The organism is Kitasatospora sp. NPDC091335 (assembly GCF_044757205.1).
Classification (GTDB): Bacteria; Actinomycetota; Actinomycetes; order Streptomycetales; family Streptomycetaceae; genus Kitasatospora.
Map to the genome: position 1 here is coordinate 294,972 of NZ_JBIVUM010000001.1, position 24,951 is coordinate 319,922.

At 67.9% G+C, this 24,951-nt stretch carries 18 protein-coding genes and 2 pseudogenes; 10 read left to right on the top strand and 10 right to left on the bottom strand.

Going from position 1 to position 24,951, the window contains the following annotated elements; genetic code table 11:
• The first annotated feature begins 473 nt into the window (after positions 1-473).
• On the top strand, positions 474-812 hold the full coding sequence (locus ACIQOW_RS01330; protein WP_401078349.1) for a hypothetical protein: 339 nt from the start codon (positions 474-476) through the stop codon (positions 810-812).
• A gap of 187 nt (positions 813-999) precedes the next feature.
• Here ACIQOW_RS01330 and ACIQOW_RS01335 read toward each other — a convergent pair whose 3' ends face one another.
• Positions 1,000-1,641 (bottom strand): hypothetical protein, encoded by a 642-nt coding sequence (locus ACIQOW_RS01335; RefSeq protein WP_401078351.1) that lies wholly within the window; start codon positions 1,639-1,641, stop codon positions 1,000-1,002.
• An 884-nt stretch (positions 1,642-2,525) separates the two neighbouring features.
• Here ACIQOW_RS01335 and ACIQOW_RS01340 point away from each other — a divergent pair.
• On the top strand, positions 2,526-4,667 hold the full coding sequence (locus ACIQOW_RS01340; protein ID WP_401078353.1) for a tetratricopeptide repeat protein: 2,142 nt from the start codon (positions 2,526-2,528) through the stop codon (positions 4,665-4,667).
• Here ACIQOW_RS01340 and ACIQOW_RS01345 read toward each other — a convergent pair.
• Entirely contained in the window at positions 4,651-6,432 is a 1,782-nt protein-coding gene (locus ACIQOW_RS01345; protein WP_401078355.1) for a hypothetical protein, read from the bottom strand. The two genes, ACIQOW_RS01340 and ACIQOW_RS01345, sit on opposite strands and share 17 nt — an antisense overlap.
• A 138-nt stretch (positions 6,433-6,570) precedes the next feature.
• Between ACIQOW_RS01345 and ACIQOW_RS01350 the strand changes: the two genes are divergently transcribed.
• On the top strand, positions 6,571-8,373 hold the full coding sequence (locus ACIQOW_RS01350) for a hypothetical protein (protein ID WP_401078357.1): 1,803 nt from the start codon (positions 6,571-6,573) through the stop codon (positions 8,371-8,373).
• 30 nt (positions 8,374-8,403) lie between these two features.
• Here ACIQOW_RS01350 and ACIQOW_RS01355 read toward each other — a convergent pair whose 3' ends face one another.
• The 3 genes from ACIQOW_RS01355 to ACIQOW_RS01365 all read right to left on the bottom strand — a co-directional run bounded on the left by ACIQOW_RS01355 (position 8,404) and on the right by ACIQOW_RS01365 (position 13,708).
• Positions 8,404-10,539, bottom strand: a complete 2,136-nt coding sequence (locus ACIQOW_RS01355) for an RNaseH domain-containing protein (protein ID WP_401078359.1) — start codon at positions 10,537-10,539, stop codon at positions 8,404-8,406.
• A gap of 192 nt (positions 10,540-10,731) precedes the next feature.
• The gene (locus ACIQOW_RS01360) at positions 10,732-11,163 is read right to left on the bottom strand and encodes a hypothetical protein (RefSeq protein ID WP_401078362.1); all 432 of its coding nucleotides are present in this window, start codon (positions 11,161-11,163) and stop codon (positions 10,732-10,734) included.
• A 1-nt stretch (position 11,164) separates the two neighbouring features.
• Positions 11,165-13,708 carry a hypothetical protein gene (locus ACIQOW_RS01365; protein ID WP_401078364.1) on the bottom strand — a complete coding sequence of 848 codons (2,544 nt, stop codon included), beginning with the start codon at positions 13,706-13,708 and terminating at the stop codon, positions 11,165-11,167.
• Here ACIQOW_RS01365 and ACIQOW_RS01370 point away from each other — a divergent pair.
• Positions 13,695-14,669: an IS5 family transposase gene (locus ACIQOW_RS01370; RefSeq protein WP_401078368.1), complete on the top strand. Its 975-nt coding sequence runs from the start codon at positions 13,695-13,697 to the stop codon at positions 14,667-14,669. The two genes, ACIQOW_RS01365 and ACIQOW_RS01370, sit on opposite strands and share 14 nt — an antisense overlap.
• A 23-nt stretch (positions 14,670-14,692) precedes the next feature.
• Here ACIQOW_RS01370 and ACIQOW_RS01375 read toward each other — a convergent pair whose 3' ends face one another.
• Complete coding sequence (locus ACIQOW_RS01375) at positions 14,693-14,875, bottom strand: hypothetical protein (protein ID WP_401078370.1); 183 nt, start codon at positions 14,873-14,875, stop codon at positions 14,693-14,695.
• Between the two features lie 212 nt (positions 14,876-15,087).
• Here ACIQOW_RS01375 and ACIQOW_RS01380 point away from each other — a divergent pair, with 212 nt between their 5' ends.
• Positions 15,088-15,216, top strand: a complete 129-nt coding sequence (locus ACIQOW_RS01380; RefSeq protein WP_401078373.1) for a hypothetical protein — start codon at positions 15,088-15,090, stop codon at positions 15,214-15,216.
• A gap of 473 nt (positions 15,217-15,689) precedes the next feature.
• Positions 15,690-16,280 carry an alpha/beta hydrolase gene (locus tag ACIQOW_RS01385; RefSeq protein WP_401078376.1) on the top strand — a complete coding sequence of 197 codons (591 nt, stop codon included), beginning with the start codon at positions 15,690-15,692 and terminating at the stop codon, positions 16,278-16,280.
• A gap of 166 nt (positions 16,281-16,446) precedes the next feature.
• On the opposite strand, the gene ACIQOW_RS01390 is transcribed toward ACIQOW_RS01385, so the two are convergent.
• On the bottom strand, positions 16,447-16,674 hold the full coding sequence (locus tag ACIQOW_RS01390) for a hypothetical protein (RefSeq protein WP_401078378.1): 228 nt from the start codon (positions 16,672-16,674) through the stop codon (positions 16,447-16,449).
• A gap of 401 nt (positions 16,675-17,075) precedes the next feature.
• Positions 17,076-18,068: pseudogene (xerC, locus tag ACIQOW_RS01395) on the bottom strand (tyrosine recombinase XerC).
• A 2-nt stretch (positions 18,069-18,070) separates the two neighbouring features.
• Here xerC and ACIQOW_RS01400 point away from each other — a divergent pair.
• Positions 18,071-18,223 (top strand): hypothetical protein, encoded by a 153-nt coding sequence (locus ACIQOW_RS01400; RefSeq protein WP_401078381.1) that lies wholly within the window; start codon positions 18,071-18,073, stop codon positions 18,221-18,223.
• A 140-nt stretch (positions 18,224-18,363) separates the two neighbouring features.
• Here the strand turns inward: ACIQOW_RS01400 and ACIQOW_RS01405 are convergent, their stop codons facing one another.
• Positions 18,364-19,434, bottom strand: coding sequence for a macro domain-containing protein (locus tag ACIQOW_RS01405; protein ID WP_401078384.1), 1,071 nt, complete (start codon positions 19,432-19,434; stop codon positions 18,364-18,366).
• Between the two features lie 38 nt (positions 19,435-19,472).
• Positions 19,473-20,114 (bottom strand): DUF4433 domain-containing protein, encoded by a 642-nt coding sequence (locus ACIQOW_RS01410; protein WP_401078386.1) that lies wholly within the window; start codon positions 20,112-20,114, stop codon positions 19,473-19,475.
• A gap of 640 nt (positions 20,115-20,754) precedes the next feature.
• Between ACIQOW_RS01410 and ACIQOW_RS01415 the strand changes: the two are divergent.
• The 3 genes and pseudogenes from ACIQOW_RS01415 to ACIQOW_RS01425 all read left to right on the top strand — a co-directional run bounded on the left by ACIQOW_RS01415 (position 20,755) and on the right by ACIQOW_RS01425 (position 24,852).
• Positions 20,755-21,346 (top strand): annotated as a pseudogene (locus ACIQOW_RS01415) (HAD family hydrolase).
• 129 nt (positions 21,347-21,475) lie between these two features.
• Positions 21,476-22,180 carry a VIT family protein gene (locus tag ACIQOW_RS01420; protein WP_401078389.1) on the top strand — a complete coding sequence of 235 codons (705 nt, stop codon included), beginning with the start codon at positions 21,476-21,478 and terminating at the stop codon, positions 22,178-22,180.
• Positions 22,181-22,326: 146 nt separating this feature from the next.
• Positions 22,327-24,852, top strand: coding sequence for an ATP-dependent Clp protease ATP-binding subunit (locus tag ACIQOW_RS01425; RefSeq protein ID WP_401079760.1), 2,526 nt, complete (start codon positions 22,327-22,329; stop codon positions 24,850-24,852).
• Positions 24,853-24,951: the final 99 nt, after the last annotated feature.

The following is a 24,951-nucleotide window of genomic DNA, read 5'->3' on the forward strand; positions in this document are numbered from 1 at the left end:
GCGGCTCGCGGCTCGCGGCTCGCGGCTCGCGGCTCGCGGCTCGCGGCTCGCGGCTCGCGGCTCGCGGCTCGCGGCTCGCGGCTCGCGGCTCGCGGCTCGCGGCATTCTCCATACCGCAGAGCGGCACGTAGAGCAACCGTTTCACCTTCCTGTTACCAGAAGCGAGCGACGCCGAGCCGTGAACAGGCTCCGTTCAGGCTTCCAGCCTATCTGCTTCCGGCAAATGCACTGGTCAGGTGCATAGAAGGGTGAGTTGATGCAGGCGATGCAAGGGTCGATAGCTGGGCATGGTTCGTCGCGACCTGGGGTCACACAGCCGGGGCTGGAGGGCGACGCCGGAGAGCCGCCCGACATTGGAGTTGTACCCGGAGTGATGCCAGAGCATGACCCTGCAAGGGTGTCAGTGTCCCGAGAGATGATGCCCGTGGCAGCCTTCACCTCGGCTGCCGTTGTCCAGTGAGGTCGGAGAGCGCATGACCCGGAATGAAGTCTTGAAGCACGTTGTCGCCATGCTCGCGGCTGGGGACGGCATGTTGACGTCGGACCAACCGGAGTTCGGTGCCGAGTTCACCAAACTCCTCGGCGAGGTCGTGAACGACTCGCTAGGCAAGCTGCAGTTCAACGATGACCAGCCGCCGAGCGAGGTCCTGCCGGTGGTCGGCCAGGCGTTCGCCGAGCCGTTGATGGATCTGGTCGGTGGGTTCATGGTGGCGTTTCTGCAACTGGCACAGGTGCACGACTCGGGCCAGACGGCTGTATCCTCGAAGGATGTGCTGCAGGACCTTTCGCTGCGCGCGGAGCAGGACGGCTGACGGTCCCCGCCGAATTGCACGACAGAAGCTCTTTGGCCTCGCGGGTCCCTTCGTTCTCGACCGCGGTCAGGGGCGGTCCCCCGCAGACGTGCTTGGTGGTCTCTCTGATTGTGATGTCGTAGTTCCCGCTGCCCGGACCATCGATGCCTGAAAAGGTAAGCATAGATCCGGATCGTCGAATCTATGTTTAATTCGGTTCATCCCGAGTGAAGAGCCAGAGGCTCACGTAAAGGGGGATGAACAGGAGGGCGAGCATAAGGGATATTGCGGCGATCGAAACGTTGCCCCATCTGCCGTAGATGTTATGAGGGCTCCTGCCCACAGCCCAAACGCTAAAAGCGGCAGCCAGCCCGATGTTGATGGTCGCCGACCAGCTCCAGCCGCACTGTGCTACTACTGAGGCGGCCAGTACGGTGGTTGATGGGCTGCGCCATTCCAAGGATTCGCCTACGTCCCACCCGAGCTTACGGGGCTTTGGCAAGGCGAGGATGCCGATCATGGCCAGGAGCGTGGCAACAAAGCAGATACCATCGGAGCGCGAGCTGGCCCAGTCGGCGATGGGAATCGTCCATTCGGCCGGAATGCCCAGACGCTCGCAGGCCGCGGCCAACCCCGACAGCGGGGTGCCGCCATGTGTTGTGCCGTACACGGCTGCGCACCCGGCCAGCGATGCCACGACCCGGTAGATCAGACCACCCCTGCTCGAACGAGATCCTCTAATCGCTCTATTCACCACTTGTATGCCGCCATGGACAGCCCCTGCTTGGATGAGGGTTCCGTCGACCTGGCCGCCGTGGATCGCATTGCTGATGGTGTCACGATCTTTCATGGTCTGGACGGTAGCGCAGCTCGTGGCTGTCCATCGACTCGTTGCACGGCCCCTGCCCATCAGGTCGAGCCGCTGCGTGGAAAAGACAGGGAGCGCCCTACAGGAAGGTGCCCGGAGGAACCTGGGTGCTGTAACTGTCGGACTGCGCGGATTCCCGGACGAGGCCTTCGTCGCTATCTCCTGAAACAATGCAACGCTGACTGGCTCACCGGGTGAATCGGGACCCGCACCCCTCGGCGAGGCGGCAGTGACGTGTCGACCTCCCGATTGACTGGCTACCGCAGGCCGGGTCGTAGTCAGCCCGAAATCGGCCCCCGAGTTGGCGCTGAGATCGACGGCGCCGGCGTTCATCGGACCAGCCGGCGCGGTGAGCGTCGGGCACCACCGGCTGAGGAAGGGGCGGAATGTCTGGTTCAGCAGCCGATCGGTAGTGGCGGGGACGGTAGGCTCTCGCTCGGTACCACCGCTCTTGGCGAGACCCGATGTTGTACCGGCCCAGCGCGGCTGTGCAGCGAGGTCAGAGCCTCGCGCAGTCTGCTGCTGTCGGGTTCGAGTTGCTGGATGCCGACGCGTAGGACGAGTTCGCTCTGGAGGTCGAAGGCCACCATGCGTTCCAGATGGCAGGAAGCCGCACGCTGCTCGCTGGGCATTAGGGGCCCTCTTTGGTCGGTGACGGCACGGACAACGTCGGCAGCCGGACTCTCGACACGATGGAGGCCGCGGGGGAATCTGAGTCTCGCCGAGGTCCGTCGCAGAGCGACCATTCGTGTGCATGCGGTATTAGGTTTCACGTTCACGGTGGGGCGCGGCAGACTACCGTGGGGCCGGACACGAGGTCGGAGCGGCGCGAGCCGACCGTACTGCGAGGGACCAAGGGGTGTGGCGTGATCGAGCCGTTGTCGTTGTCAGCGGTGGCGGCGGCCCTCGGCGCGGTGAGCGCGGGGGTTGCGAACGAGGTGGGGAAGGCTGCATGGGAGTCGGCCGGAGCGCTGGTCCGCCGGCTCGTCGGCCGGGACGTCCAAGCGCCCTCGGACTCCGCCGGGCGGGACTTGCTGGCAGGGCTGTTGACCGAGGAGGCTCGGCGGGACCCACAGCGGGCGCGGGCGCTTCGAGCCTGGGTAGCCTCGCACGGGCACGGCTGGGCCGGGCCGTTGGGGACTCCCAAACTCCTCCCGCCGTCGGCACGGTTCTTCACCGATCGCCGCACGGCGCTGGCACTCCTGGACCGAGAGGCCGGACGTAGGCATGACGGACGGCCCCGGGTGTGCGTCCTCTGCGGACCGCAGGGCATTGGGACCAGTGCGCTGGCCATCCACTGGGGCAGCAGGGAATTCCACCGCTTCCCGGACGGACAGCTCTACGCGGATCTCTCGGGAGGCTCACTCGCGACCGCGCCGGATCCCGGCACGGTGCTGCGCCGGTTCCTGGTGAGCCTGGGCGTACCGGAAGCACGTGTTCCGCCTTTGGTTCAGGACCGGGTCGAACTGTTCCGCTCCCTGCTTGCGGACCGTCGGCTCCTGGTGGTGCTGGACCACGCCCAGTCGGCAGCTCAGGTCCGGCCGCTGATCACGCAGGCGCCAGGCGTCGTCACCCTCGTGACGAGCCGGCGGCCACTGCTCGGGCTCGACGCGGTGGCGATCGCTGTGGAGCCGCTCACGGACAAGGACGCCAAGCGCCTCCTCACCGACCTCGCCGGGAAAGCGGCCCTCTCGGCCGCTCGCGCCACCTTGCCCGCGGTCCTCGAACGGTGCGCCGGATCACCGTTCGCCCTGCGCGCTGCCGCCCCCCGGCTGGCGTCCGTACCGCGACAGGCGGTTGTCGGCGGCCGGACGAGAGGCGACGAGGGTGGCGATCCGGTCCGGACTGCTGTGCGTGACATGGTCGCTGACCTCGGTCCCGACGAGGGGCGGGTGTTCAGGCTCTGCGGTCTGCGACCGTGGCCGGCCGTCGGGCCCGCCGTGGCCGCGGCGGTCAGCGGACTCACTGAGGAGCGCGCGGCCGAGGCCCTGGCGAACCTTGCGGAGCGTGGGCTGCTCGAACCGACGCCTGCTGGCCGCTACCGGTACCGTTCCACGGTCCGTCAGTGCGCGGAGGAGGAGGCCGCCCGCGTGGACGGAATCGCCGCGTGCGTGGGTGCGGTGGCGCGGGTGGTGGACTGCTTCCTCCGGTTCGCGGTGCCGGCCGACTTCGCGGCGCTGCCGGAGCGCTGGCACGTGGGCCCGCTGTACGACGAACTCGGGCCCGGCCGCTACGAGGAACCGGGACAGGCTGTCTCCGCCCTCCTGGAGGAGGTGGAGAACCTCGTCGAGGCGGTGCTTGCCGCAGAGGCGATCGCGGCGTGGGACGAGGTCTGCCAACTGGTCGAGGCCTGCTGGGCGGTGCAGTTGAAGGCAGGATGCCACGAGGTCCTGATGCCCGGATTGCGCGCCGGAGCCCGGGTGGCGGAGCAACGCTTCCCGGGGACGGCGATGGCCGGGCGGATGAACGTCCAACTCGCCTTCGGCCTCATGGAGTCGGGCCTGCTGGAAGAAGCGGAGCCGTTCCTGATCGCGGGCGTGTCCGCCTTCGAGCGAGCGGGGCACCGGCTCGGCCAGGCCGCGGCGGTGGAGGCGCTCGGGCTCCTGCGGCTGCGGCAGTGGCGGTGGCAGCCGGCCTACGATTGCTTCGAGGAGGCCGACCGCCTCCTCGGGTCCGTCGGACCGGACGACAAACGGGCACGAGACGTTCCCCGGGCCGCGGCCCTGTTGAAGCGCCACCGGGGGCGGGCCCTCCGAGGCCTCGGAGAGTTCGACCGTGCCAGGACATGGTTCGACGAGGCCCTGGCCTACTTCCGGGACAGCGGAGACGACTACAACGCCGCTCGCACCCTCACCAACCTGGCGGAGACCTGGGCCGATACCGGCAGGACCGAGGAGGCCCTGGCCCGGATCGGTGAGGCGGAGGCGATCCTGAGCCGACACCAGGCGGACCTGCACCTTCGTTACCTGACCGAACTGCGGGAGCGCTGCCTCACGGAACGTGCGTGATCGTCACGCGGTGGACGGTGGTGCCGGTGCGCACCGCCAGCTCACGGACCGACACCCGGTCGGCGGCCCGGCCCGCCTCTACGCGTGCGAGGAGCGCGGACGCGGCGGCGGCCGGGTCAAGGGTCTCGCTGTGAAGTCGTACGAAGTCACCGGTTCGGAACAAGGCCTCACAGGTGTCGACGCCCGGGATGAAGACGGCGAGTGAGCAGGCCGGGAAGCGGGCGAGCGTCGAGGCGGCCCATTCTCGGGGTGCGCCGATGCGGGGGTCGTCGGTATTCCCGTGGCGGAGGATGACGTCCGCCAGGCTCAACACGCCCTGGTCCAAGGTGTCCTCGTGCACGGCAAGATGGCCGGTACCCGTTGCGCAGGGTTCCTGGCGGGTGTCGCCAACCCGCAGGAGCGTGACTTCCTCGGATGTCGGCCGAAGCCGGGTCAGGACCCGCAGCGGTGCCGTGCGGACGGGGGGCTGGAACGGTGGCAGGGGCAACGGGTTCAGGAGTGCCGGATCGTCGGGCTCAGAGAGGTCCATGATCCCGTAGAAGAGAGTGCGTAGGAGGCCGGCCGCCTCGCCGGGTACCGCAGTCGTCAGCCGGCGCGGGCTGTCGGGCCCGGCCAGGGGTTGATGTTCGTCGATCAACCGTTCCAGCTGAGGCAGAAGGGCGGAGTGGAGCACCAGTCGCGGAGTCCGGGCGACGAACGCGGCCACCGGGGACGTGGGGCCCAGGAGATCGGTGGGTGCCGCGCCCAGCAGCACGGGCGCACCCAGGGCAGCGGCGTAGTAGCTGACCGAGCCGAAGTCCCCGATGACGGCGTCGGCGGCGATCACCGCCTGACGCCACCCCTCCAAGGGATTGATCAGCGTCACACCGGCCCGCTCGGCGCGGTCCAGCCAGAGTCGGACCTGCCCTGGTCCGTGGCCATGCCAGATGTTCGGATGGAGGACGACCACCACCCGGTACTCGTCGGCAGGCAACTCGGCAGCGAGACGGGGCAGCAGCCACGGGAGGGGATCGTCGGCTCCACCGTCGCCGAAGAGGGACTCGGGGTTCCATGTGGAGTTCAACACCACGAGACGCTGACCGGACCGGACACCCAGAGCACGCCGGAAGCGATTCCGGTGCGGGATGGCGGCGAGGATGCGGTCGAAGCACGGGTCCCCGCCGAGCACCGCGGTGGGGAGAGCCTCAGGGCATGCCTCATGCAGCCGCTCGAACTGTTCGGGATGGGAGAGCACCATGGCGCGAGCCAGGGGCGCGCCGTCGGTAAGCAGCCACTCGGCGGACAAGCCGAACACGCCGTCCGTCCGTCCGTCCGTCCGTCCGTCCGTCCGTCCGTCCGTCCGTCCGTCCGTCCGTCCGTCCGTCCGTCCGTCCGTCCGTCCGTCCGTCCGAAGTATCTTATTGTATCCGGCCCCGTGCGATAGGACAGCCAACTTGCTTGAAAAGAGCGAGAGTTCGCCACCAAAGCTTGCCGAGATGGCGAGATCGACGGAAGTCGTCCGGGCCTGTTCCCACGGCAGCACGGGAATGCCGACCGAGGCGAGGAGATCGGTGACGCCGGCTTTGAAGGGCGAAGACCCCGTGCAGGTCGCCAACAACTGGGTGCGAAGGTCTCCGCGGAACAAGGGGATGATGTCGAGCAGCCGGGTCGCGGACGTCACGTTGTGGACCACGAGGAGGATCCGCCGACACCTGCCGCGCGAGGCCCATTTTCCGGCATGCTGCCCGACGGGGACGTCGATCCAGCCGGCCACCTGCTCCGCCAACTCTGTTGCCTCTCGTTCCTCTCCACTGACCCCACGCGAGGTCCAGCTGATTCTCCTATGAATCGGCGAACTCGGTGGACGTTCGCGTGCAAATCTGCGGAGCGCAGGTCTGTCGGCATGGCCGCCTACAGTAGTGCCGTGACTGATTCCCTTGAACCGCCACTGGTTGGCGACCTCTCCACGTTGATCCCCACGGTTGTACCGGTCGAGGCAGCCGATCCGGAGCTCGTGGCGATCGGTGAGCGCTACTGGGCTCTGGCGGGCTTCGCGGACGGTTACCCAGTGTGGTGCGAGAAGGTCAAGGATATTGACACCAATGGCTGGGGTCATCAGAAGCACGCCGTCGCTGCAGCCGGGGTGCGGGCCGTAGTGCCAGGGCGCACGTGCCCACAGTGCAAGGAACCGTTGAGTCTGACCTCTCGGAGCGCACTCCAGCAGTTGGCGGACGGACATAGCCCGGCCTGTGCGGACTGCACCGAGTCCCTGCAGGCCGCGGTTCGGCTCGTCATCGACCCCGCCCGCGCCTCCAAGCGGCAGGCGGCCCAGGTCAGGGCACAGGCCCAGCAAGCGGGCAACGACGCTCGGAACCACTGGCGCCTGAGACAACAGGAGATCATCGGCGAGACCTACGCCATGAGCTTCCCCTCCGAGGGCGACGCATTGCCCGGTGCATCCGTCCGGCAGATGGTCGCCACTCTGGCGCTGCTGCGATACGCACCGTCGACCACGCCGATCGCGGAGATCAAAGCCTGGCCGGACTTGTGGTATCCGAACGAGGGCAGGTCGGCAGCCCTGCTGGGAGAGTTGGTGCGGGCCGATATGGTGAAGATCCACCCCTCCACCCCGGCCGACGCGTTGGTCTGGGCGCCGGAGACCTTCGAGGGAGCTGCTGAGGAGGCTGGCGGAGACCTTGGCGCGATCGCCGAGCCAAAGTTGACCGGTAGCTTCTACCCGACGCTCACGCGGTACTTCGCTCCGTATGGGACGAGCGCGGGCAGGGCAGTTGAGTTGCTCGATTCTCGTCTTCTCTCCGCACTCGATCCGGCCAACATGACGGCTGTGCGTCAAGAGGATCTGCTCGCCCTGGTTCGGGAGGTCATCGCGGAGGAGGCACTGCGCTACTTCTCGAACAGGCTGGCTGAGATCAACCTGCCCGGAGTCCCCGACAACCATGTGGCCCGTTTGGAGGAGGCGGCCAACAAGGTTGCCGAGCATCGCAGCCTCGGGCAGGTCTACAGCCTTGTGTGGCGGGCGACCCGGGCAGCAGCGGAAGCCGCGCAGCGCAACCCGCACGCCCCTCGCGCCCATATGACCACACACGCGGTGAATCAGTTCGAGTCCCATGCCCAGCGGGCGGCCAGTGCCTTGGACTGGGAGATCAAGCCTTTCGGCGAGATCCAGGGCCACGGGCCAGCCGCCGTAACCCGGACTCTGTTCTTCGCGGTCCTTGACACCGACCCCATCGATACAAGTCTGCCCCAGGTCCGGGCTGCACTACCCTCCGCTGCCCCTGAGGGAATCGGTGGAAGGCACTTCGTGCCGGTCGAGGGCGATGACGAGCTGACGGTACTCGTCAACTGGCTCAACGCCTACCCCGACAGCTGGGATCCCAAGGACGTCCCGGATGTGCTCGCGGTACTCGAAGGCTGGTCGCACGACGACTCGCCTCTGCAGTTCGAAGGTCGCCTTGTCGCCCGCGCGGCCGGCCACCTACACCGCATGTACGACCGGCTCGCCCCGTCGATCGGCGTCCGACAGGCAGCTCTGGCTGTCCTCGCTGCCACCGCGCTGCTGACCCACCCCCTCACCGTTCGTGAAGGATCAACCACTGGGCAGTGGATCCTCGATCAGCTCGGAGGCATCCTGCTGGGCCTGTTGGAGGAGAGCCTGGATCAGAGTAAGGACGACGACGGGATGGATGAGGATGCAGAGCAGAAGTGACGGGTTGACGACCGGCCTGCATGAAGATTGTCAGTCGATGTACTCCTCCAGGAGCTTGGCGTGGTGGAGGAGCCAGGGCAGCGCGGTGTGAGTGTCGGTGTGCAGGTGACACCGACGGAGGTTGTTGACGTACGCGGCGAGGTCGGAGGAGTTGTCCTTGGGCTGGCGGAAGGAGATGTGGATCTCCAGGGAATGCGGGTTGGCGCCGTGTCTGTGGAGGTTGTCGGCGCTGTCGTATTTGGAGGCGCTCTTGGAGAGCCGCTGAGTGTCGGGGCGAGGGTTGATGGCCATGTAGGTGTGATCGTTCCAGCGGACGACTCCTGAGACTCGTCCCCAGTCGTCGAAGGGCATGTCGGGCCCGGGAACCGAGGAATGCTCAGCATCTTCTGCGGGGGTGTCGGCGGAACCCTGGAGGTTGGCGGTTGCGGGTGGTGGGTTGACGCCAAAGGCCAGAGGAGTCTCGTACGTGGCCTCGTTGACACGGACGATCCGCAGGCCGGGGAGATCAGTGGGGGTTCGGGGGGCGCCGGGCAAGGCGACGGTGCAGTCTTCGCCCGGAAGACGGAGGCGGTTGGGGGTGATGTGGGCGTTCTGCAGCCACTGCCACGTGTCGGCTCGGCGGAGGGATTGGGCGCGGGCGAGAAAGAGGCGGGGGGCGGGGGAATCGATGGCCAAGGCCTGGATAATGAAATCGGCCAGCTGGCTGCGCTCGCGCGAGGGGATACGACCCCGGCCCGTGGTGAGGGCCAGTGGGAGGTCCTGGATGGGGACGGGCGCTTCGCGGGGGTGCTCGGCGGTGGGGATGAGCTGGCCGGTGGTGGTGCCGTCCGTGTGGGTGCGCAGAACGTAGGGGACGATGCCGTTCCTGGAGTTGGCGATGTGGACGGTGACGATTTCGAAGTCCGCCTTGATACCGCAGGGGCGGGGCAGACGGGGCAGGTGTCCGACGGAGCGGAGGATGTCGCGCACGGACGAGGCGGCACGGTGGACGTCGTCGGTGCGGATGCCGCTGCCGGGGTAGGGCTTCGCTTCGGACTTCTTGGACTCGGGGTTGGGCTTCCGGGTGACGGGATGCAGGCACTGCACGTGGCGGTCGAGCCGGGGGAGGGTTTGCTTGAGGAGGGGCTTGGGGTCGTCCTGGCCGGCGAGGGCGAAGACGACGGGCTTGTCGATTTCCACGAGGCAGCCGACGAGATTGCCGGTACCCGGGAAGGCGGCCGTGAGTTCGTCGATGCGGTTCCGGCGTTCGTGGGCGCGGTGGGCCGAGCGGTCTTCGGGTTTGGTGTCCTTCTCGGGCTTGGGCAGGCCGGAAGTGAGCGTGTTGGGATTGAGCAGGCGAAGTGACAGGGTGCCGTCGGCGTCACCGTAGTGGTGAAGGTCCCTGTCGGCAGGGTCCGTTCCGAGGTGCCGATAGTCCAGGACACCGGTGAGAGCAGTGTGGATCGCCTCGTAGGTGTTGGGGTGGCTGTGCCAGAGTTCCAGCGCGTAGTGGGCGCTTGGGCGGGCGGCTTCGAGTCGGGGGACGCGTCGCTGGGGCGGCTTGGGGACGGGTTCGGCGGCGGTGAAGCCGAAGGCGGCCAGCGGTTTGGTGAGGTGTTCGAACAGCCGGAGGTGGTCGACGGGTTGAAGGCCCGTCTCGACGGGGTGGTCGTGGGTTGTGGTGTCGGGTTGTGGTGTCTCGCCGGTAGGGGCGTAGTAGGTGTAGCCGGTGGCGTGCAGCAGCAGGGCGTGGGGCGAGGTGCCGTCGGGTTCCTGCGGGGTGCTGCCGTGTGCGGTCTGCGGTCGGGTGCGTACCTGCTCGGGGTCGGGGTAGCAGCGGCTGCTGGGCAGAGAGGGCAGAACACGGGCGACACTGGGCAACGCCTGCCAACGCATGCCGAGTTTGCTGCCGGTGACGGTGACCGGTGCGGTCAGCAGGCTGGGCCTTTCCACGGACCTCATGGCGCCCTTGGGCAGATACAGCAGCAGGGTGGCTTGGGCCGGGCCGCCGCCCCGGCGGGGGATGTAGGCGGGCTGAGCGGCGCCGAAGCGGGCGATGTGTGGGGTGGCTCGGATGATCAGTCGGCCGTCGTGAGGCTCGGTGAGCACGCGCAGGCTGGTGCGGTGGGTGTACAGGCCGGTGGCTCCGTCGTTGTCGACGAGCCTTTCCGGGGGCCAGGTGTACACGGAACGCACTCCTCGGTCTTCGATCGGCCCGAGGACGAGGTGTCCGTCGTGGGGCATGCCGGGCATCGCGAGTTGCTCATCCACCCATGTCACGGCGATGTAGCTGGCGAGTACGTCGTAGACGTGGTTTCGGGGCAGCGTGGTGCCGTTCGGGGCCTGGCCGGCGGCGAGGAGGTCGATGTCGTCGTTTCGCTAGTCCAGCGGGAAGGCGTCCTTGATCAGGCCCGGCCAGTCGATGTCCCCTTGGTGGGGGGCGACAGTGGAGGTGGCCCATGCTTCGACGGCCAGTTGCAGGGGCAGGTCGTCGTCAGGGCTGCGGAGGGCGAACAGCCACGGCCCGGCACCGTCCAGGGATCCGGAGACGGCGACGACGGTGGGCTCGATCTGCTGGACGAGCTGCCGCAGCGCGCTGGTGGGCAGGTAGCGGGAGCGGGCGTTGGGGTTGCTTGCCCACGCGCGCTGCAAGCGCTGCAGTAGGGCGGGCGGGAACACTGCGGTCTTCAGCGGGGCGGGATGCTTCGCGCCGGGCTGGGCGGTGTACAGGGTGGTGAGGACGTGGGAGTAGTTGGGCGGCGCCTTGCGCTTGGTGGCTGCCTTTTCGGGGGCGGTGTCGGCGTCGGTCATGTCATCCCCAGTCGATGGTTTCCAGCAGGTGGGAGGCCAAGCCCCATACCTCGTTGTTGATCGCGTGGATGGTGCGGGTTCGGGGACCGGCGTTGGGGCCCGGGGGAGCGAGCATCAGGCGGACCAGGGAACGGCAGGCGACGATGACGCTGGTGCGGTCGGTGTCGGCTGCGTGGTCACGAGGGTCGGCGGCACGCGGGGCGAACGCCGCGTCGAGGAGGTAGACGCGGACGGGGACATTGCCGCGCAGTCCGCGCCCGGATGTCTGGTAGAGGGCGTTGAGTTGGTCGGCGACGAACGCGTTGCGCAGGTAGGAATCAGTCAAGGAGCGGTAGTTGAGCGGCCGGCCCATCATCGTGGTCCACAGGCGGCGGGAGCCGAAGACCAGCTCACGCATCTTCTTTCCGGCGTCCGCACCTGGTTCGCCGTGGCGGACCGGTCGTTGGAGGTGCTCCATGGCGCGGGCATTGAGGACAGCGAGGGGGAAGTTGAGGTCGGTAGGTGGCGGGTGCAGGCGGGCGAGGTAGAAGATCGCGCCGATCGCCGCGACTTTCCTCTCGTTGAGGAGGTTGTGGCCGCGGCCGGCTGAGCCCTCCGGGGCGACCAGGACTCGGGCGCCGGTCGCGGGGAAGGTTGCGATGCGGCGGTGGGTGAGTCCATACATTCCTGGCGGCCTCTTGTCGGGGACGACGTGCAGTGCCGACACAGGGGTTCGGGTATTCATGTACACAGCGCTGGTTTCGGCATCGACCGTGCTGAGGGTGATGAACAGGGCCTTGGCGCGGTCCGCGTCGCACGCCGCCAGGACCTGGTCGAGAAGGCTGGAGCGGGCGCCGGGGTCGGGCGTGCACACGGCGTTGGTCATCGCGCGAACCGCTGCCTGGCGGGCGGTCCTGCTGCCGGAACCGGAGACGAGGATGCCGCGTTCGTGCCCGGGCCTGCGCCGAGGCCGGAAGAACAGGCGGCTTTGACGCAGGGCGTTGGCGCACTCCGGTGGAGGGCACAGCAGCAGGGTGGGGTCGATGTTGATGTGGTAGCGGGCGGAGTGAGGATTGAAGCTGGTCGCGGAGGAGAGCACCACGTGCGGGCCTTCGATGCCTTCGCAGGCCAGCATGTCGTGCAGGTGGTGCAGCAGCCAGCGGCCGACCCCGCGCAGCCACAGCACGTCCAGCGCCCCACCGGGCTTCTTCGGCGAGGTCGACCACTGCAATGCCATCATGTTGCCCATCGGCTGCTCGGGGACGATGGCCAGCAGGTCTGCGGGAGGCTGGTGCTTGATCAGACTGTCAATCGCGTCCATTCGTGTGAGGGCCCGCACGGATTCCTGCATCGAGGACAGTTCGAATACGGACGTGGTCAGGCGAGTGCTCCAGCAGCCGGCGATCAGCAGACGGCCCAGTTGTTCGAGCCGGCCTGCTGGGACGTCCAGGCCCTTTGGAGCGTGGGAGGCGACCCATGCTTGGGCCTCCTGGTCGGGAGTGGTGGCCACCTTGTACGCGGCGGTCATGCTGTCGACCAGGGGACGCAGGTCCTTAGGCGGGGCGTCGAACGGGGCGGCCACCAGTTGGGCGAAGTGCCGTTGGAAGTACTCTTCCGCCTGCTGCCAGAGGTGCGCGTCGTGTTCGCGTTCGCTTCGCCCGACGATGCCGTGGAGGGCCCGGGCGAGGTGCATCAGCAGGGTGAACCCATTGAACGGGCCGTCGGCGACCACCGCACCGAGCATGTCGGTGTCGTCGGCAGACCCGTCCTTCGCATCGGCTGGGGGCAGGAGGAGGGGCAGCAGGCCGGCCAAGGCCTGGGTGTGGTGGTTGACGTAACGCTGGTAGCGCTGGCCCTTCTTGTCGCCCATGGCCGCGTACCAGGTCCGCCCGAGCGACTCGGCCCAGGCGATGGCGAGTCGGCTGCTCCAGCCGTCCGGGGCGGTCAGCGGTTCCTGGTGCATGAACTTGGTGTCGAACTGGGTCATCACCTGGTCCGCCTCGTCGACGATCAGCAGGTCCAGTTCGTGCTGGAACACGGTGGCCCATCGTGCTCTGTAAGCGGCGGGCTGGGCGCGCGACATCAGCAGTGCGGCCGGGGTGGTCACCCACACCTGCGCCGCCGGGATGCGCCGCTCGGCGACCTGGGCCGGGCAGACGGCCAGCAGAGGGCAGTCCAGCTTGCCGCGCTTGCCTTCCATCCGCAGGCCGCCTCGGCAGGGACGCTCTTCGCCGGTCAGCGGCTCGCGAACCGGCGAGGTCGTGTCAAGCAGTGATTCCAACAGGCACAGGTCGGTGGCGAACTCCGCAGCACCGTCGTCCCCGTCGGGCAGCGGTACCGGGCGCCCGTCCTGCGCCACGTACAACTGGTCGTCCCAGTAACCGGTCAGGTGCTCGCCCCGAGTGCCGGTGCCGATCAGTGGGACGGCGTCGATGCCCAGCGCACGGAAGAAACGGACCTTTTCCAGGGCGGCGCCCACTGAGGACACCAGGTAACCGACCTTCAGCTGCCTGTCGACCGCGAACTGCACCAGCACGTCGTTGAAGGTGGTCTTGCCCGCGTTCATCAGACCGACAATGGAGGCGACGCCGTCGATCGTGAAGACGCCGAGGCCAGCCTCGGCACCGCCGACGTCATCCCATCGTGGCCGGGCGAAGACCAGGTCGTCGATTGAATCGTTGTTGACGGATGCTCAGTGGCTGGTCATCGAGCCGTTGCTGCCGGAGCGGGATCCGCGTCGGGGTGGCCGTCCGCTGAAGTTCCCGCGCAGGCTGGTCGTGGACACCGTGTTGTACGTGCTGGTCAGCGGGTGTTCGTGGCGGCTGGTGCCGCACGATCTGGCGCCGTGGGACGTGGCCTACCGGTGGCTTCGCGCCTGGACGGCCGACGGCACGTGGAACCGGGTCCACGACGTGCTGCGTGAGCGGGTCCGGGTGGTGGACGGCCGGGATCCGCAGCCCTCGGCGGCGGTGCTGGACTCGCAGTCGGCCCGCAGCCATCAGGGCGGCGAGGCGATCGGCTACGACGCGGGCAAGCGTGTGCGGGGCCGCAAGCGCCACCTGCTCGTGGACACCTGCGGGCTGGTCTTGCGGGCGGTGGTGCACTCGGCCTCGGTGCAGGACCGGGCGGGCGCGAAGCTCGTCCTGTCCGGCATCCGTGAGCTGTTCCCGCAGGTCGGGCTCGTCTGGGTCGACGGCGGCTACGTCAACATCGTCGATGCGGGCCTGGTCGGCTGGGCGGCGGAGCACGAGAATCTGGAGATCGTCGCGGTGCCGCGCAACGCTGATGTGAAAGGCTTCCAGGTGCTGCCCCGCAGGTGGGTGGTCGAGCGGACATTCTCCTGGCTGGGACGGTGCAGACGGTTGGCACGGGACTACGAGCGCAAGACCGCGCATGCCGAAGCGATGATCAAGGTTGCCATGATCCGGCTCATGGCCGCCCGCCTCGCCGGCGAGGAGGTCGAACCGCGCGGCCCCATCGAGACCGAAGCCGCCCGCCGCCTCGCCGACGACCTCAAGAACGAGTGATCACCCGATTACCCAACACTTTCTCAGCCGCGTCGGTGCAGCATCGCCTTGGCAAGTGCCGTGCGACGGGCCAGGACAAGTGGGCTGTCCGCGGGCTCGGAGCGGCGCAGCGCGGTACGGCTGATGATGGTGAACGCGCACACCACCGTGAGGAGCACGAGGGCCCCGGCGATGCAGGTGGTGAGGACGAGGGAGTTGCTGGCCATGATCGTGGTAGCGGTGCGGGCAGGCCGCTACACCGCGTCCCTTTAGTAGACGTAACTGTGTGATGGAATTCTCTGGAACATTCCCTGATATTTCGGGGTGAAATGTCTACATTCAATCGAATCGCATTAATTTAGCGAAATATGCGGCTTTTGGTGTTCTGTAGTTTTTGAAGTCTCAGAATTTGTTCAGGTAATTTATGCAAGGTGTTGTTGTGGCGCAGCTCGGTGCGATGATGAGGACCGCGATCCTCCGCGTGGGCAGTGTCCGGGCGGTGATCACCCTGAAGTGGCCCGAAACCATCACCATCGCCAGCACCGGCGGCCGTCCCGTCTGCCCGTAGCCGAGTGGGACGTCCACCGCCGGGAACCACAGATCGCACTGCGCGAGCTCGCCCGGCTGATAGACCGTCCGCGACACCGGGCCGGCCGTAACTCCCGCACCCGTTCCCGCAGGACGGTCAGCCCGCGCTTCCAACCGATCCGCTCGGCGATCACCGTGACCGGCATCGTCGGCGTTTGCTTCAACAGCTCCCGGACCACAGGCTCGACCGCGTCTACCGCCGAGCCCTTCCCCGGGAAACTCCAAGCTCACGGGCCGCCGCCCGCGCCGACAACCCCTCGCTCCGATATAACCGTCGAATCTCGGCCCAGTCCTCCACGCGGATCACCCTCGCTTCCTCCCGGCTCCAGCACCGCTGAACCCAGGACGATCACGAGACCGCCCACCGGCCCTCTTTTGATCCGCTGTCCGTGGCCCTCATTTCACCCGTTGCCGACAGGGCGTCCATGATTAGCTGACTAGTAGTCTGCGGTCATGCCTGATCCCGTCCCCTTCGCCATGCCCATCCGTTTCGACGGAGCCCGAGATCGTGTCGCAGTTGTCGTTCCAGGTGTCGGATACTCGCCTGCCAGGCCCCTGCTGCACTTCGCCCGGGGTGTCCTGCTCCAGCATGGCTGGACGGTCCAGGAACTGTGGTGGCAGATCCCCAGTGACTTCGCGCAGTTCACGCTGGACGACCGGATCGCATGGGTGGAGCGTCAGGTCACCGAGGCCATCGAAGCCGAGGCGGGGGCTTGTCGGCTCGTCGTCGGCAAGTCCCTGGGTTCCCTCGCCTGCGGCATCACAGCTGACAGGAACATCCCGGCAGCCTGGCTCACCCCGGTCTTGACCATCGACCACGTTGCCGCGGCTCTCCGGCGAGCCATGGAGCCGACCCTCCTCATTGGCGGAAGTGCCGACAGGGTCTGGGATTCACGAGTTGCTGCGTCCCTGTGGCACGATGTCCTGGAGGTGCCCTCGGCGGACCATGGCCTGGAGCTTGCGGACGATGCCGCAGGATCGGTTGAGGTCCTGCGGCAAGTCGTCTCTCGCCTGGACCGCTTCATCGGCTCACTCTGCCACTGAGGGCTAACAAAGTCGGCTGGCCTTCTCTGGGTGGCTCTTCGTTCATCCAAGCTCAGGGCCGGTGGTGACCAACTCTGGGAATGGCTGCTCATCGGGTTGTCGGTCCAGCGCCTGCTGGCTGTGGTAGCCACCCACCGTGCCGCTGGGAAAGGATGCCATGAAGGGTTCATCTGGACTGGTGCCGACGTGCGGTCAGAGGCTGCAGAGCACGGCGACGACGCGTCCCAGGGTGGTCGCCTGATCGGCTGGCCAGGGTTCGCAGGCCGAATTGGCGGACCTCCGTGAGTAGCAGCCACAAGGCGCGGTGAGTGACAGGAATGGTCGCGTCCGAGAGCAGTTTGTCGAACCGCTCGAGGGTGATGGTGTCGATGTGCAAGGTCAGCTTCTTGGTCACGTTCCGTGGAAGTTGGGGTGGGCGAGGAGGCGCTTCCGCCCGCAGGTTCGCAGTGATCTCCAGCCCGTTCGGTGCCCGCGAGGGAGCGGTGGGCCTGCGATACTTGGAGGGCCGTTGAGCGGCCGAGCAGCGAGGCAGTCGGCGGCGGTGGGAAGACCGGCGGACCACTTCAAGGCACGGAATCGGCACACATGAGGCCGAGAAACGCGGAGAGGTCGCGAGAGCCCCAGAGAGGCATCTTCGCAGGTCAGCGGCCAAGTGGCCGACGTTTCAGCAGGTCAGAGGCTTGCCTGGGGAAAACTTACAAAGCAGATGTCGGCGGTTCGAAACCGTCCGCGCCCACCAGCACCGAGGGCCCCCAGTCGATCTTGGCTGGGGGCCCTCGGCATGCCTGGCTGACATCAGTGGCGCCGCTTGAGCAGCCGGTCCATGTTGCCGATGGCCTCCCGCTGGGTGTCCTGGGTGACGTGGGTGTAGACGTTCATCGTCAGCCCGATCTGGCTGTGGCCGAGGATCTCCATCACCACCCGCGGCGGCACCCCGCACGCGACGAGCAGTGTCGCGCACCCGGATGGCCGGGACCTCGGCGGCCTTGGACACCCGGACGAACGAGCGGTAGAGGTTGGTCGGCTCGATCGGCCGGCCGGGCCGGGTGGTGAAGATGTACCCGGTCTCCTCCCACTTCTCCCCGGCCGCGCGCCGGGCCTCGTCCTGCCGCATACGGTGCCAGCGCAGCGCCGCCACGCAGATCCGAGGGAGCGGCATCGGCCGGCGCTTCCCGCTCTTCGTGGTGTCCGCGTACAGCTCGCCCCGGACGCGCTGCACCTGCTCGCGGACGACCAGGACCCGGTGGTCGAGGTCGACCTCAGAGCAGCGGAGCCCGACGATCTCACCGCGCCGCATGCCGAGCGTCCACGGCTTGATCTCACGGCTCGTCACCCGGGGCGGCGGGACCAGCATCGCGACGTTCCGCACGATCAGCTCGTCCCGGCACGCGGCGCTCAGCGCCGAGTGGAGCACCCGGTGCGACTCCTTCGCGGTCGCGGCGCTGGACTGCTTGGTGACCTTCGCCAGGAACGTCCGCACGTCGCGCGGGCTCAGCGACTCCAGCCCCTTGGAACCGAGCAGCGGGACCGGGTAGCGGCGCACGTGCGTCTCGTACTTGGCTGTGTGGTCTTCTTCCGGTCGGCGGCGATGAATTGCTCCAGCCAGTACGGCAGTCACTCAGCGAGCTTCGCCGACCGGGTCGGGGTTGCGATGCCCGGCTTGGCACGCTCCACCAACTCCTTGCGCTGGCCGTTGCACTCGTCCCACGTCTTCCCATAGACGAACTTGCAGGCTGACGTGCCGTCCGGCTGCGGGACGTAGACGGCGGCCTGGCAGCGGCCGTCCATCGGTGACGCTGCCCGCGACCGTCGAGGCCGAGGAAGCTGCCGGCGCCCCGACGATTGGCTACGCAAACAAGCCCGGAAAGGGCGCCAGACTGGCCGCCGTTGGCGCTGTGCTGATCGTGGAGTCGATGGAGCTCATTGCAAACGCCATGACCTAGCGCGTGCCTGATACTCCTTGGAGTACCAGGTGTAGACCGATTGGTTCCCTGTGGCCTAAGTCACTTTTAGCATGAGTATCGAATGACCCTCGGCAGTTGTGCAGCCGAGGGCCATTCGGCGGGGTCGACTAGTTTTGGGCTCAGTGGGCCTGAATGAGGCCTGTTTCGCAGAGTCGTTGCCATGCAACGTCGATGTGGTCACCTGTGAATAGGTTCTTTTTTCGCGTATTCCATGCCTGAATGCAGGATGTTACGCTCTCTAGATTTGCAGGCGGATTGACGAGGTCCTCGGCGGCGTACAGCACGGTTGCAAGTAGCTCCATGCCAAATGGGTCTTCGAAGCCGGATGCCAGGCTTTCGAATCTTTGAATCGCCCTCTGGTAGTCAGGGGCGTTCTGGAGTCTTTCCTCGGCTTCGTGGGCAGCATCCTTGTTAATCTCAAGGATGGCCTGCGCGCCACTGGTGCCGTCTCCGTAGCCCAAGATGAAGTGGCCCTCCATGGCGGAGACCGCTCGATCCAGTGGCTGCGAGTATGGCCCATATAGACCCTTCTCAAATCTAAGCCCAAGGTCTAGGTCAAGCTTTTGCAGGAAATACATCACCTTATGGGCTTCAAGGAGAGAAACGCGCGGTTCGAATGCAAGGCCTCGTGCGATGCTTCCTTGGATGTATCGATTCAGCGCGGCAAGAAAAATGCCGCGCTCCCGAGTGATCGGCGGCGGTGGCGTACTCACCGGCATTGACGATGGGGCGGGTGCGCCCGTGGGGGACCAGACTCTCACTTCAACGCCCGGAATTGTCCCGAGAGCTTGGTTGATCATGGGTTCGACGTCTCTCCAGGAGAGTCCGCCATTGCCACAGCCGAGCGGTGGAATTGCAACGGACTTAATTCCTCGATGAACGATCTCATCCCGAAGCGCAACGAGGCCGGATGCGATGTCCTCGATGCGCGAAGGTGAGCGCCAGTGGCGCTTCGTTGGAAAGTTGATGATGAAGCGCGCGCCCCCGACCTGAGAGACCTCATGAACATGCATCTGGCCGACGCGGACTTCTCCGCGCTCGCATGCTTCCCTGTAATCCTCGTAATTATCGGGATAGGCGCGCTTGAACTGGAGGGCGATGCCTTTGCCCATGATGCCCACGGTGTTCACCGTGTTAACAAGGGCATCGACATCTGCAACGAGCAGGTTGCCGGTGCCGCGCGTGATCATGTCAGTCCTTCCGTTGCTCTCTAGCCAGTGTGCACCCGTCAGAAGTACCAGTCACGTCTGACAGTTACGCTGAGGTCGATGCCGCTCGCCTGTAGTAGTTGCTCAACCGCGCGCTTTCGAGCTTGATCGTAGGTGCCGATCTCCTGGATGGTTCCGATGGGTAGGAACTCGTGTACCAGGAACTCGGCCATCCGCCGACGCATGCGGTCGCCATCTGCCGCGGTGTTGGCCCAGGTGCGGGCCTCGATCACCGACCAGTCGACTCGTCTGTCCAGGTCGTCAAGATCACTAAAGTGCTTGGTGATCGCGCTCGCGCAGTTGCCGTCACTGAAGACGAACGGCCGGCCCGAGTGGCGAACGCTGTCGATCGAGGTGATCAGGTAGACGAGGGGCTGTTGGCCATCCTGGTACGTGGGCACGCCGCCTTTGTTGATCTTGTAGAGCATGGGCGATCGCGGGGCGAAATAGAAGGGGACGTAGTCCGCCGGGACACCTTTTGGCGCAGTAGTGATCGGTCTCGTGCGCCGCTCCGACTTGATGGCAGTGTCACCGCACTCGACGAGTACGCCCCCACGGCCCTGCATCGTGGTGTCGGAGACGAGCCGCCCCTCGTTGAAGATGCTGGGCAGGTTCCTCATGTGCGTGAAGTGGAACAGCTGCCGTCCCCCTGCGATTGTCACACGTAGTGAGTATCACACGACCCAATGGTGTCGCCAGGTTCGGCCAGGCAGCGCAGGCGGTTGAGCCGCAAGGCTGTTGGCGACGAGGGTCTGCCCTCGTATGTCGTTCCATCCTTGGACGTTGGCTTCACATTGGACCTACGCAGGATGGTCTGCTCGGCTGAGTGCTTCAGGGCTGGGGCGGGTGTTGTCATCAGCGGGTGACATCAACACAGGCGGACGCCCGGAGAGGGGTGACGCATGCTCGTGGACGACGCTGTGCCGGCGCTAGTGTGTTGCTGGAGCTCGGGTGGTCAAAAGATCGAACTTACAAAGCAGATGTCGGCGGTTCGAAACCGTCCGCGCCCACCCTTCGAATGGCAAGAACCGAGGCCGCGGTCGTTCCGGCAGGCCTGCCGCAGCCTCGGACGGCCTCGCCGCGGCCTTGGTGCGTGGCGGGGCCGCCTGAATTTCGCCCAAATGATCATGTGATTGAGCCGGGCATCGGTGCCGGCTGTGCCCCGTCCGTCGGGTGCCGTGGGCCCGGTGGTAGGCAGGGGGGATGGTGACCGGGGCGTTCGATGCGGTGCTGTGCGATGTGGACGGGGTGATCCGGTTCTTCGACGAGGGCCGGGTGGCGGAGCTGGAGCGGGCGGCGGGGGTGGTGACCGGGGCGTTCGATGCGGTGCTGTGCGATGTGGACGGGGTGATCCGGTTCTTCGACGAGGGCCGGGTGGCGGCGTTGGAGCGGGCGGCGGGGGTGGCGGAGGGGAGTACGGCGGCGGTCGGGTTCGCGCCGGAGAACGATCTGCCGCTGCTGCTCGGGCGGATCGGGAGGGCGCAGTGGGCGGACTCGATCGCGCGGAGGCTGGCCGGGCTGGTGCCGGAGGCCGAGGCGCGGGGGCTGGCGGAGGCGTTCGCGAACGCGCCGTTCCGGGCGGACGGGGACGTGGTGGGGCTGCTGCCGCGGGTGCGGGAGCGCTGCCGGGTGGTGTTGGTGACCAATGCGCCGGCTGCTGGGGCTGACGGACCTGGCGGACGAGGTGGTGAACAGCTCCCTGGTGGGCAGCGCCAAGCCGGACCGGCGGATCTACGAGATCGCCGCCGAGCGGGCCGGGGCGGCGCCCGAGCGGTGCCTGTTCGTGGACGACCGGCAGGAGAACGTGGAAGCGGCGGTGGCGCTGGGCATGACCGGGGTGCGCTACCGGGGGCCGGAGGATCTGCGGCGGGCGCTGGCCGCCGTGCTGGGATAGCCGGTCAGCGGGTGCCGTGGGGGCCGCCGTTGAGCCGAGGCGCCGGGTGCGGGGGGACGTGGGTGGCGGGGCCGCGGGTGGCGGGCGAGGATCGGGGGGACCGGTCGGACCCCTGAGGGCGGTGGGCGGATGACTGAGCAGGTCGGGGAGACGCGGGCGGAGCTCTCCTCGCGCCTGAACTGGCTGCGCGCCGCCGTGCTGGGGGCTAACGACGGCGTGGTGTCGACGGCCGGCCTGGTGACCGGGGTGGCGGGCGCGGAGGGCTCCCGGACGGCGCTGCTCGCGGCCGGGGTGGCCGGGCTGCTGGCCGGGGCGATGTCGATGGCGGCCGGGGAGTACGTCTCGGTCAGCACCCAACGGGACACCGAGCAGGCCGCGTTGGCGCAGGAGCGGCGGGAGCTCGCGGAGGACCCGGAGGGTGAGCTCGACGAGCTGACCGACTACTACCGGGGCAGCGGGCTGGAGGACGGCCTGGCGAGGGAGGTGGCGGTGGCGCTCACCGAGCAGGACGCGCTGGCCGCCCACGCGCAGACCGAACTCGGCATCGACCCCGACGTGTTGACCAATCCGTGGGAGGCGGCGCTGGCCAGCGCCGCGGCGTTCACGCTGGGCGCGCTGGTGCCGCTGCTGGCGGTGCTGCTGCCGCCGGAGTCGTGGCGGCTGCTGGTGACGGTGGGGTCGGTGGTGCTCGCGCTCACCCTGTCGGGCTGGACGAGCGCCCGGCTGGGGGGTGCCGGCCCCGGCCGGGCGGTGATGCGCAACGTCGCGGGCGGGCTGCTGGCGATGGCGGTGACGTACAGCGGCGGTGTGCTGCTGGATCAGGTCACCGGGTGACCGGGTGACCGGGTGACCGCGGGGCCTCGGGCCGCGGACGGCTCCGGCCACGCCGGGTGACGGCCCCGGCCGGCTCGACAGGCGCGGCGGTGCGGCCTGTGTTTGTGTGGCTGCAAACCGCTTGGGAGAGGTGAACTGCCGTGACCATGCCCCCGTTCGGATCGAACGATCCGTTCTCCGACCTGCTCAGCCGGTTCTTCGGGATGAGCCCGCTGGCCTCCCCGCCCGCCGTGCAGCGGGTGCCGATCGGGCGGCTGCTCAGCGAGTCCTCGCAGGAACTGCTCGCGCTGGCCGCGCAGCGGGCGGCCGAGGACGGCTCCAGCGACCTCGACACCGCGCACCTGGCCTGGGCGGCCACCCGGGTGGACCCCTCGCGCCGGATGCTGGAGCGGGCGGGCATCGACCCGGACCGGCTCTCCGGTGACCTGGAGCACGCCCTGCCGTCCGGCAACCCCGACGCGGTGGACGGGCAGCCCGCGCTCACCCCCTCGGCCAAGCGCGCGCTGCTCGCCGCGCACGCCCGCTCGCAGGCGGTCGGCGCCTCGTACATCGGCCCGGAGCACATCCTCGGCGCGCTGCTGGACCAGGAGCGCTCGGGCGCCGGCGTGGCGCTGCGCAACGCGGCGCCCTCGCAGGAGGCGCTGAAGTCCGTGATGGAGGGCCGCGGTACGGGCGGCGAGCGCAGCAGCACGGGCACGCACCCGAGCGAGACGCCGACGCTGGACGAGTACGGGCGCGACCTCACCGAGGCGGCGCGCTCGGGCCGGCTGGACCCGGTGGTCGGGCGGGCCGAGGAGATCGAGCAGACCGTCGAGATCCTCTCCCGGCGGACCAAGAACAACCCGGTGCTGATCGGCGAGCCCGGTGTCGGCAAGACCGCGATCGTCGAGGGGCTGGCCCAGCGGATCGTCTCCGGGGACGTGCCGCAGAGCCTCAGGGGGAAGCGGGTGGTCACCCTCGACCTGACCGCGCTGGTGGCCGGCTCCAAGTACCGGGGCGAGTTCGAGGAGCGGCTCAAGAACGTGATCGACGAGGTCACCGCGGCCGAGAAGAGCGTGATCCTCTTCCTGGACGAGCTGCACACCGTGGTCGGCGCGGGTGGCGGCGAGGGCTCGATGGACGCCGGCAACATCCTCAAACCGGCGCTCGCCCGCGGCGAGTTGAGCGTGGTCGGCGCGACCACGCTGGACGAGTACCGCAAGCACGTGGAGAAGGACGCCGCGCTGGAGCGCCGCTTCCAGCCGGTACTGGTGCCCGAGCCGAGCGTCGAGGAGACGATCGGGATCCTCCAGGGGCTGCGCGACGCCTACGAGGCGCACCACCAGGTGCGGTTCACCGACGAGGCGCTGGACGCGGCGGCCACGCTCTCCGACCGGTACGTCAGCGACCGCTTCCTCCCCGACAAGGCGATCGACCTGCTGGACCAGGCCGGAGCGCGGGTCCGGCTGCGCAGCCTGAGCGGGTCCACCGAGGCGACCGGGGTGCAGGACCGGATCACCAAGCTGAAGCGGGAGCTGGACGAGGCCGTCGCGGACGAGGAGTTCGTCCGGGCCGCCAACCTGAAGACCGAGCTGCGGCAGACCGAGGACGAGCTGGCGGCGATCGCCGAGTCGCGCGAGGAGGTCGTCGACGTGACGGCCGACGACATCGCGCAGGTGCTCTCCTCCCGCACCGGCATCCCGGTCGCGGAGCTGAACGCGACCGAGCGGGAGCGGCTGCTCAAGCTGGAGGAGCACCTGCACGAGCGGGTGATCGGCCAGGACGAGGCGGTCACCGCGGTCGCCCAGGCGGTGCGCCGCGGCCGGGCCGGGATGGGCGACCCGGAGCGGCCGACCGGCTCCTTCCTCTTCCTCGGGCCGACCGGCGTCGGCAAGACCGAGCTGGCGAAGGCGCTGGCGGCGCTGCTGTTCGGCGACCCGGACCGGATGATCCGCTTCGACATGAGCGAGTTCCAGGAGAAGCACACCGTCTCCCGGCTGGTCGGCTCCCCGCCCGGGTACGTCGGCTACGAGGAGGCCGGCCAGCTGACCGAGGCGGTGCGCCGCAAGCCGTACAGCGTGCTGCTCTTCGACGAGGTGGAGAAGGCCCATCCGGACGTCTTCAACCTGCTGCTCCAGGTGCTGGACGACGGCCGGCTGACCGACTCCCAGGGGCGTACGGTCGACTTCCGCAACACCGTGCTGATCATGACCAGCAACATCGGCTCGCAGCGGATCCTCGACCACGCGGGGAACGTGGACGAGATCCGCGACGACCTGTTGCGGGACCTGCGCGGGCAGTTCCGGCCGGAGTTCCTCAACCGGATCGACGAGGTGATCGTCTTCCACGCGCTCACCCGGAAGGACCTGCTGTCGGTGGTGGACCTGCTGCTGGAGCGCAGCCGGCGCCGGCTGCGGGCCCAGGACGTCGGGCTGGACGTCACCGAGGCGGCCAAGGAATACCTGGTCAACCGGGGGTACCAGCCGGAGTTCGGGGCCCGGCCGCTGCGCCGGACGATCCAGTCGGAGCTGGACAACCGGGTCTCCAACCTGCTGCTGGACGGGACGGTGCGGGAGGGGGACACGCTGATCGCGGACGTGAGCGACGGGGAACTGGTGGTCACGCTGGCGCGGCCGGAGGCGTCGGCGACCTTCGAGGAGGCGGAGGCAGCCGCCGCTGCCGCGGAGGGCTGACGGCGACCGGGTCCTGCCGGCGGCAACCGCGATCCGCTGAAGGCGACCACGTTCGGGCGTACTCCAGCGGGAGTACGCCCGAACGCCACTGGCGGAGGA

Excerpts from the sequence above, each read along its gene's own strand:
- ACIQOW_RS01420 (WP_401078389.1), top strand. The coding sequence starts at position 21,476 with ATGACTGAGCAGGTCGGGGAGACGCGGGCGGAGCTCTCCTCGCGCCTG.
- ACIQOW_RS01385 (WP_401078376.1), top strand. The coding sequence starts at position 15,690 with ATGCCTGATCCCGTCCCCTTCGCCATGCCCATCCGTTTCGACGGAGCC.
- ACIQOW_RS01360 (WP_401078362.1), bottom strand. The coding sequence starts at position 11,163 with ATGACCGACGCCGACACCGCCCCCGAAAAGGCAGCCACCAAGCGCAAG.
- ACIQOW_RS01365 (WP_401078364.1), bottom strand. The coding sequence starts at position 13,708 with ATGAACGCGGGCAAGACCACCTTCAACGACGTGCTGGTGCAGTTCGCG.
- ACIQOW_RS01375 (WP_401078370.1), bottom strand. The coding sequence starts at position 14,875 with ATGGCCAGCAACTCCCTCGTCCTCACCACCTGCATCGCCGGGGCCCTC.
- ACIQOW_RS01405 (WP_401078384.1), bottom strand. The coding sequence starts at position 19,434 with ATGATCACGCGCGGCACCGGCAACCTGCTCGTTGCAGATGTCGATGCC.
- ACIQOW_RS01335 (WP_401078351.1), bottom strand. The coding sequence starts at position 1,641 with ATGAAAGATCGTGACACCATCAGCAATGCGATCCACGGCGGCCAGGTC.
- ACIQOW_RS01330 (WP_401078349.1), top strand. The coding sequence starts at position 474 with ATGACCCGGAATGAAGTCTTGAAGCACGTTGTCGCCATGCTCGCGGCT.
- ACIQOW_RS01425 (WP_401079760.1), top strand. The coding sequence starts at position 22,327 with ATGCCCCCGTTCGGATCGAACGATCCGTTCTCCGACCTGCTCAGCCGG.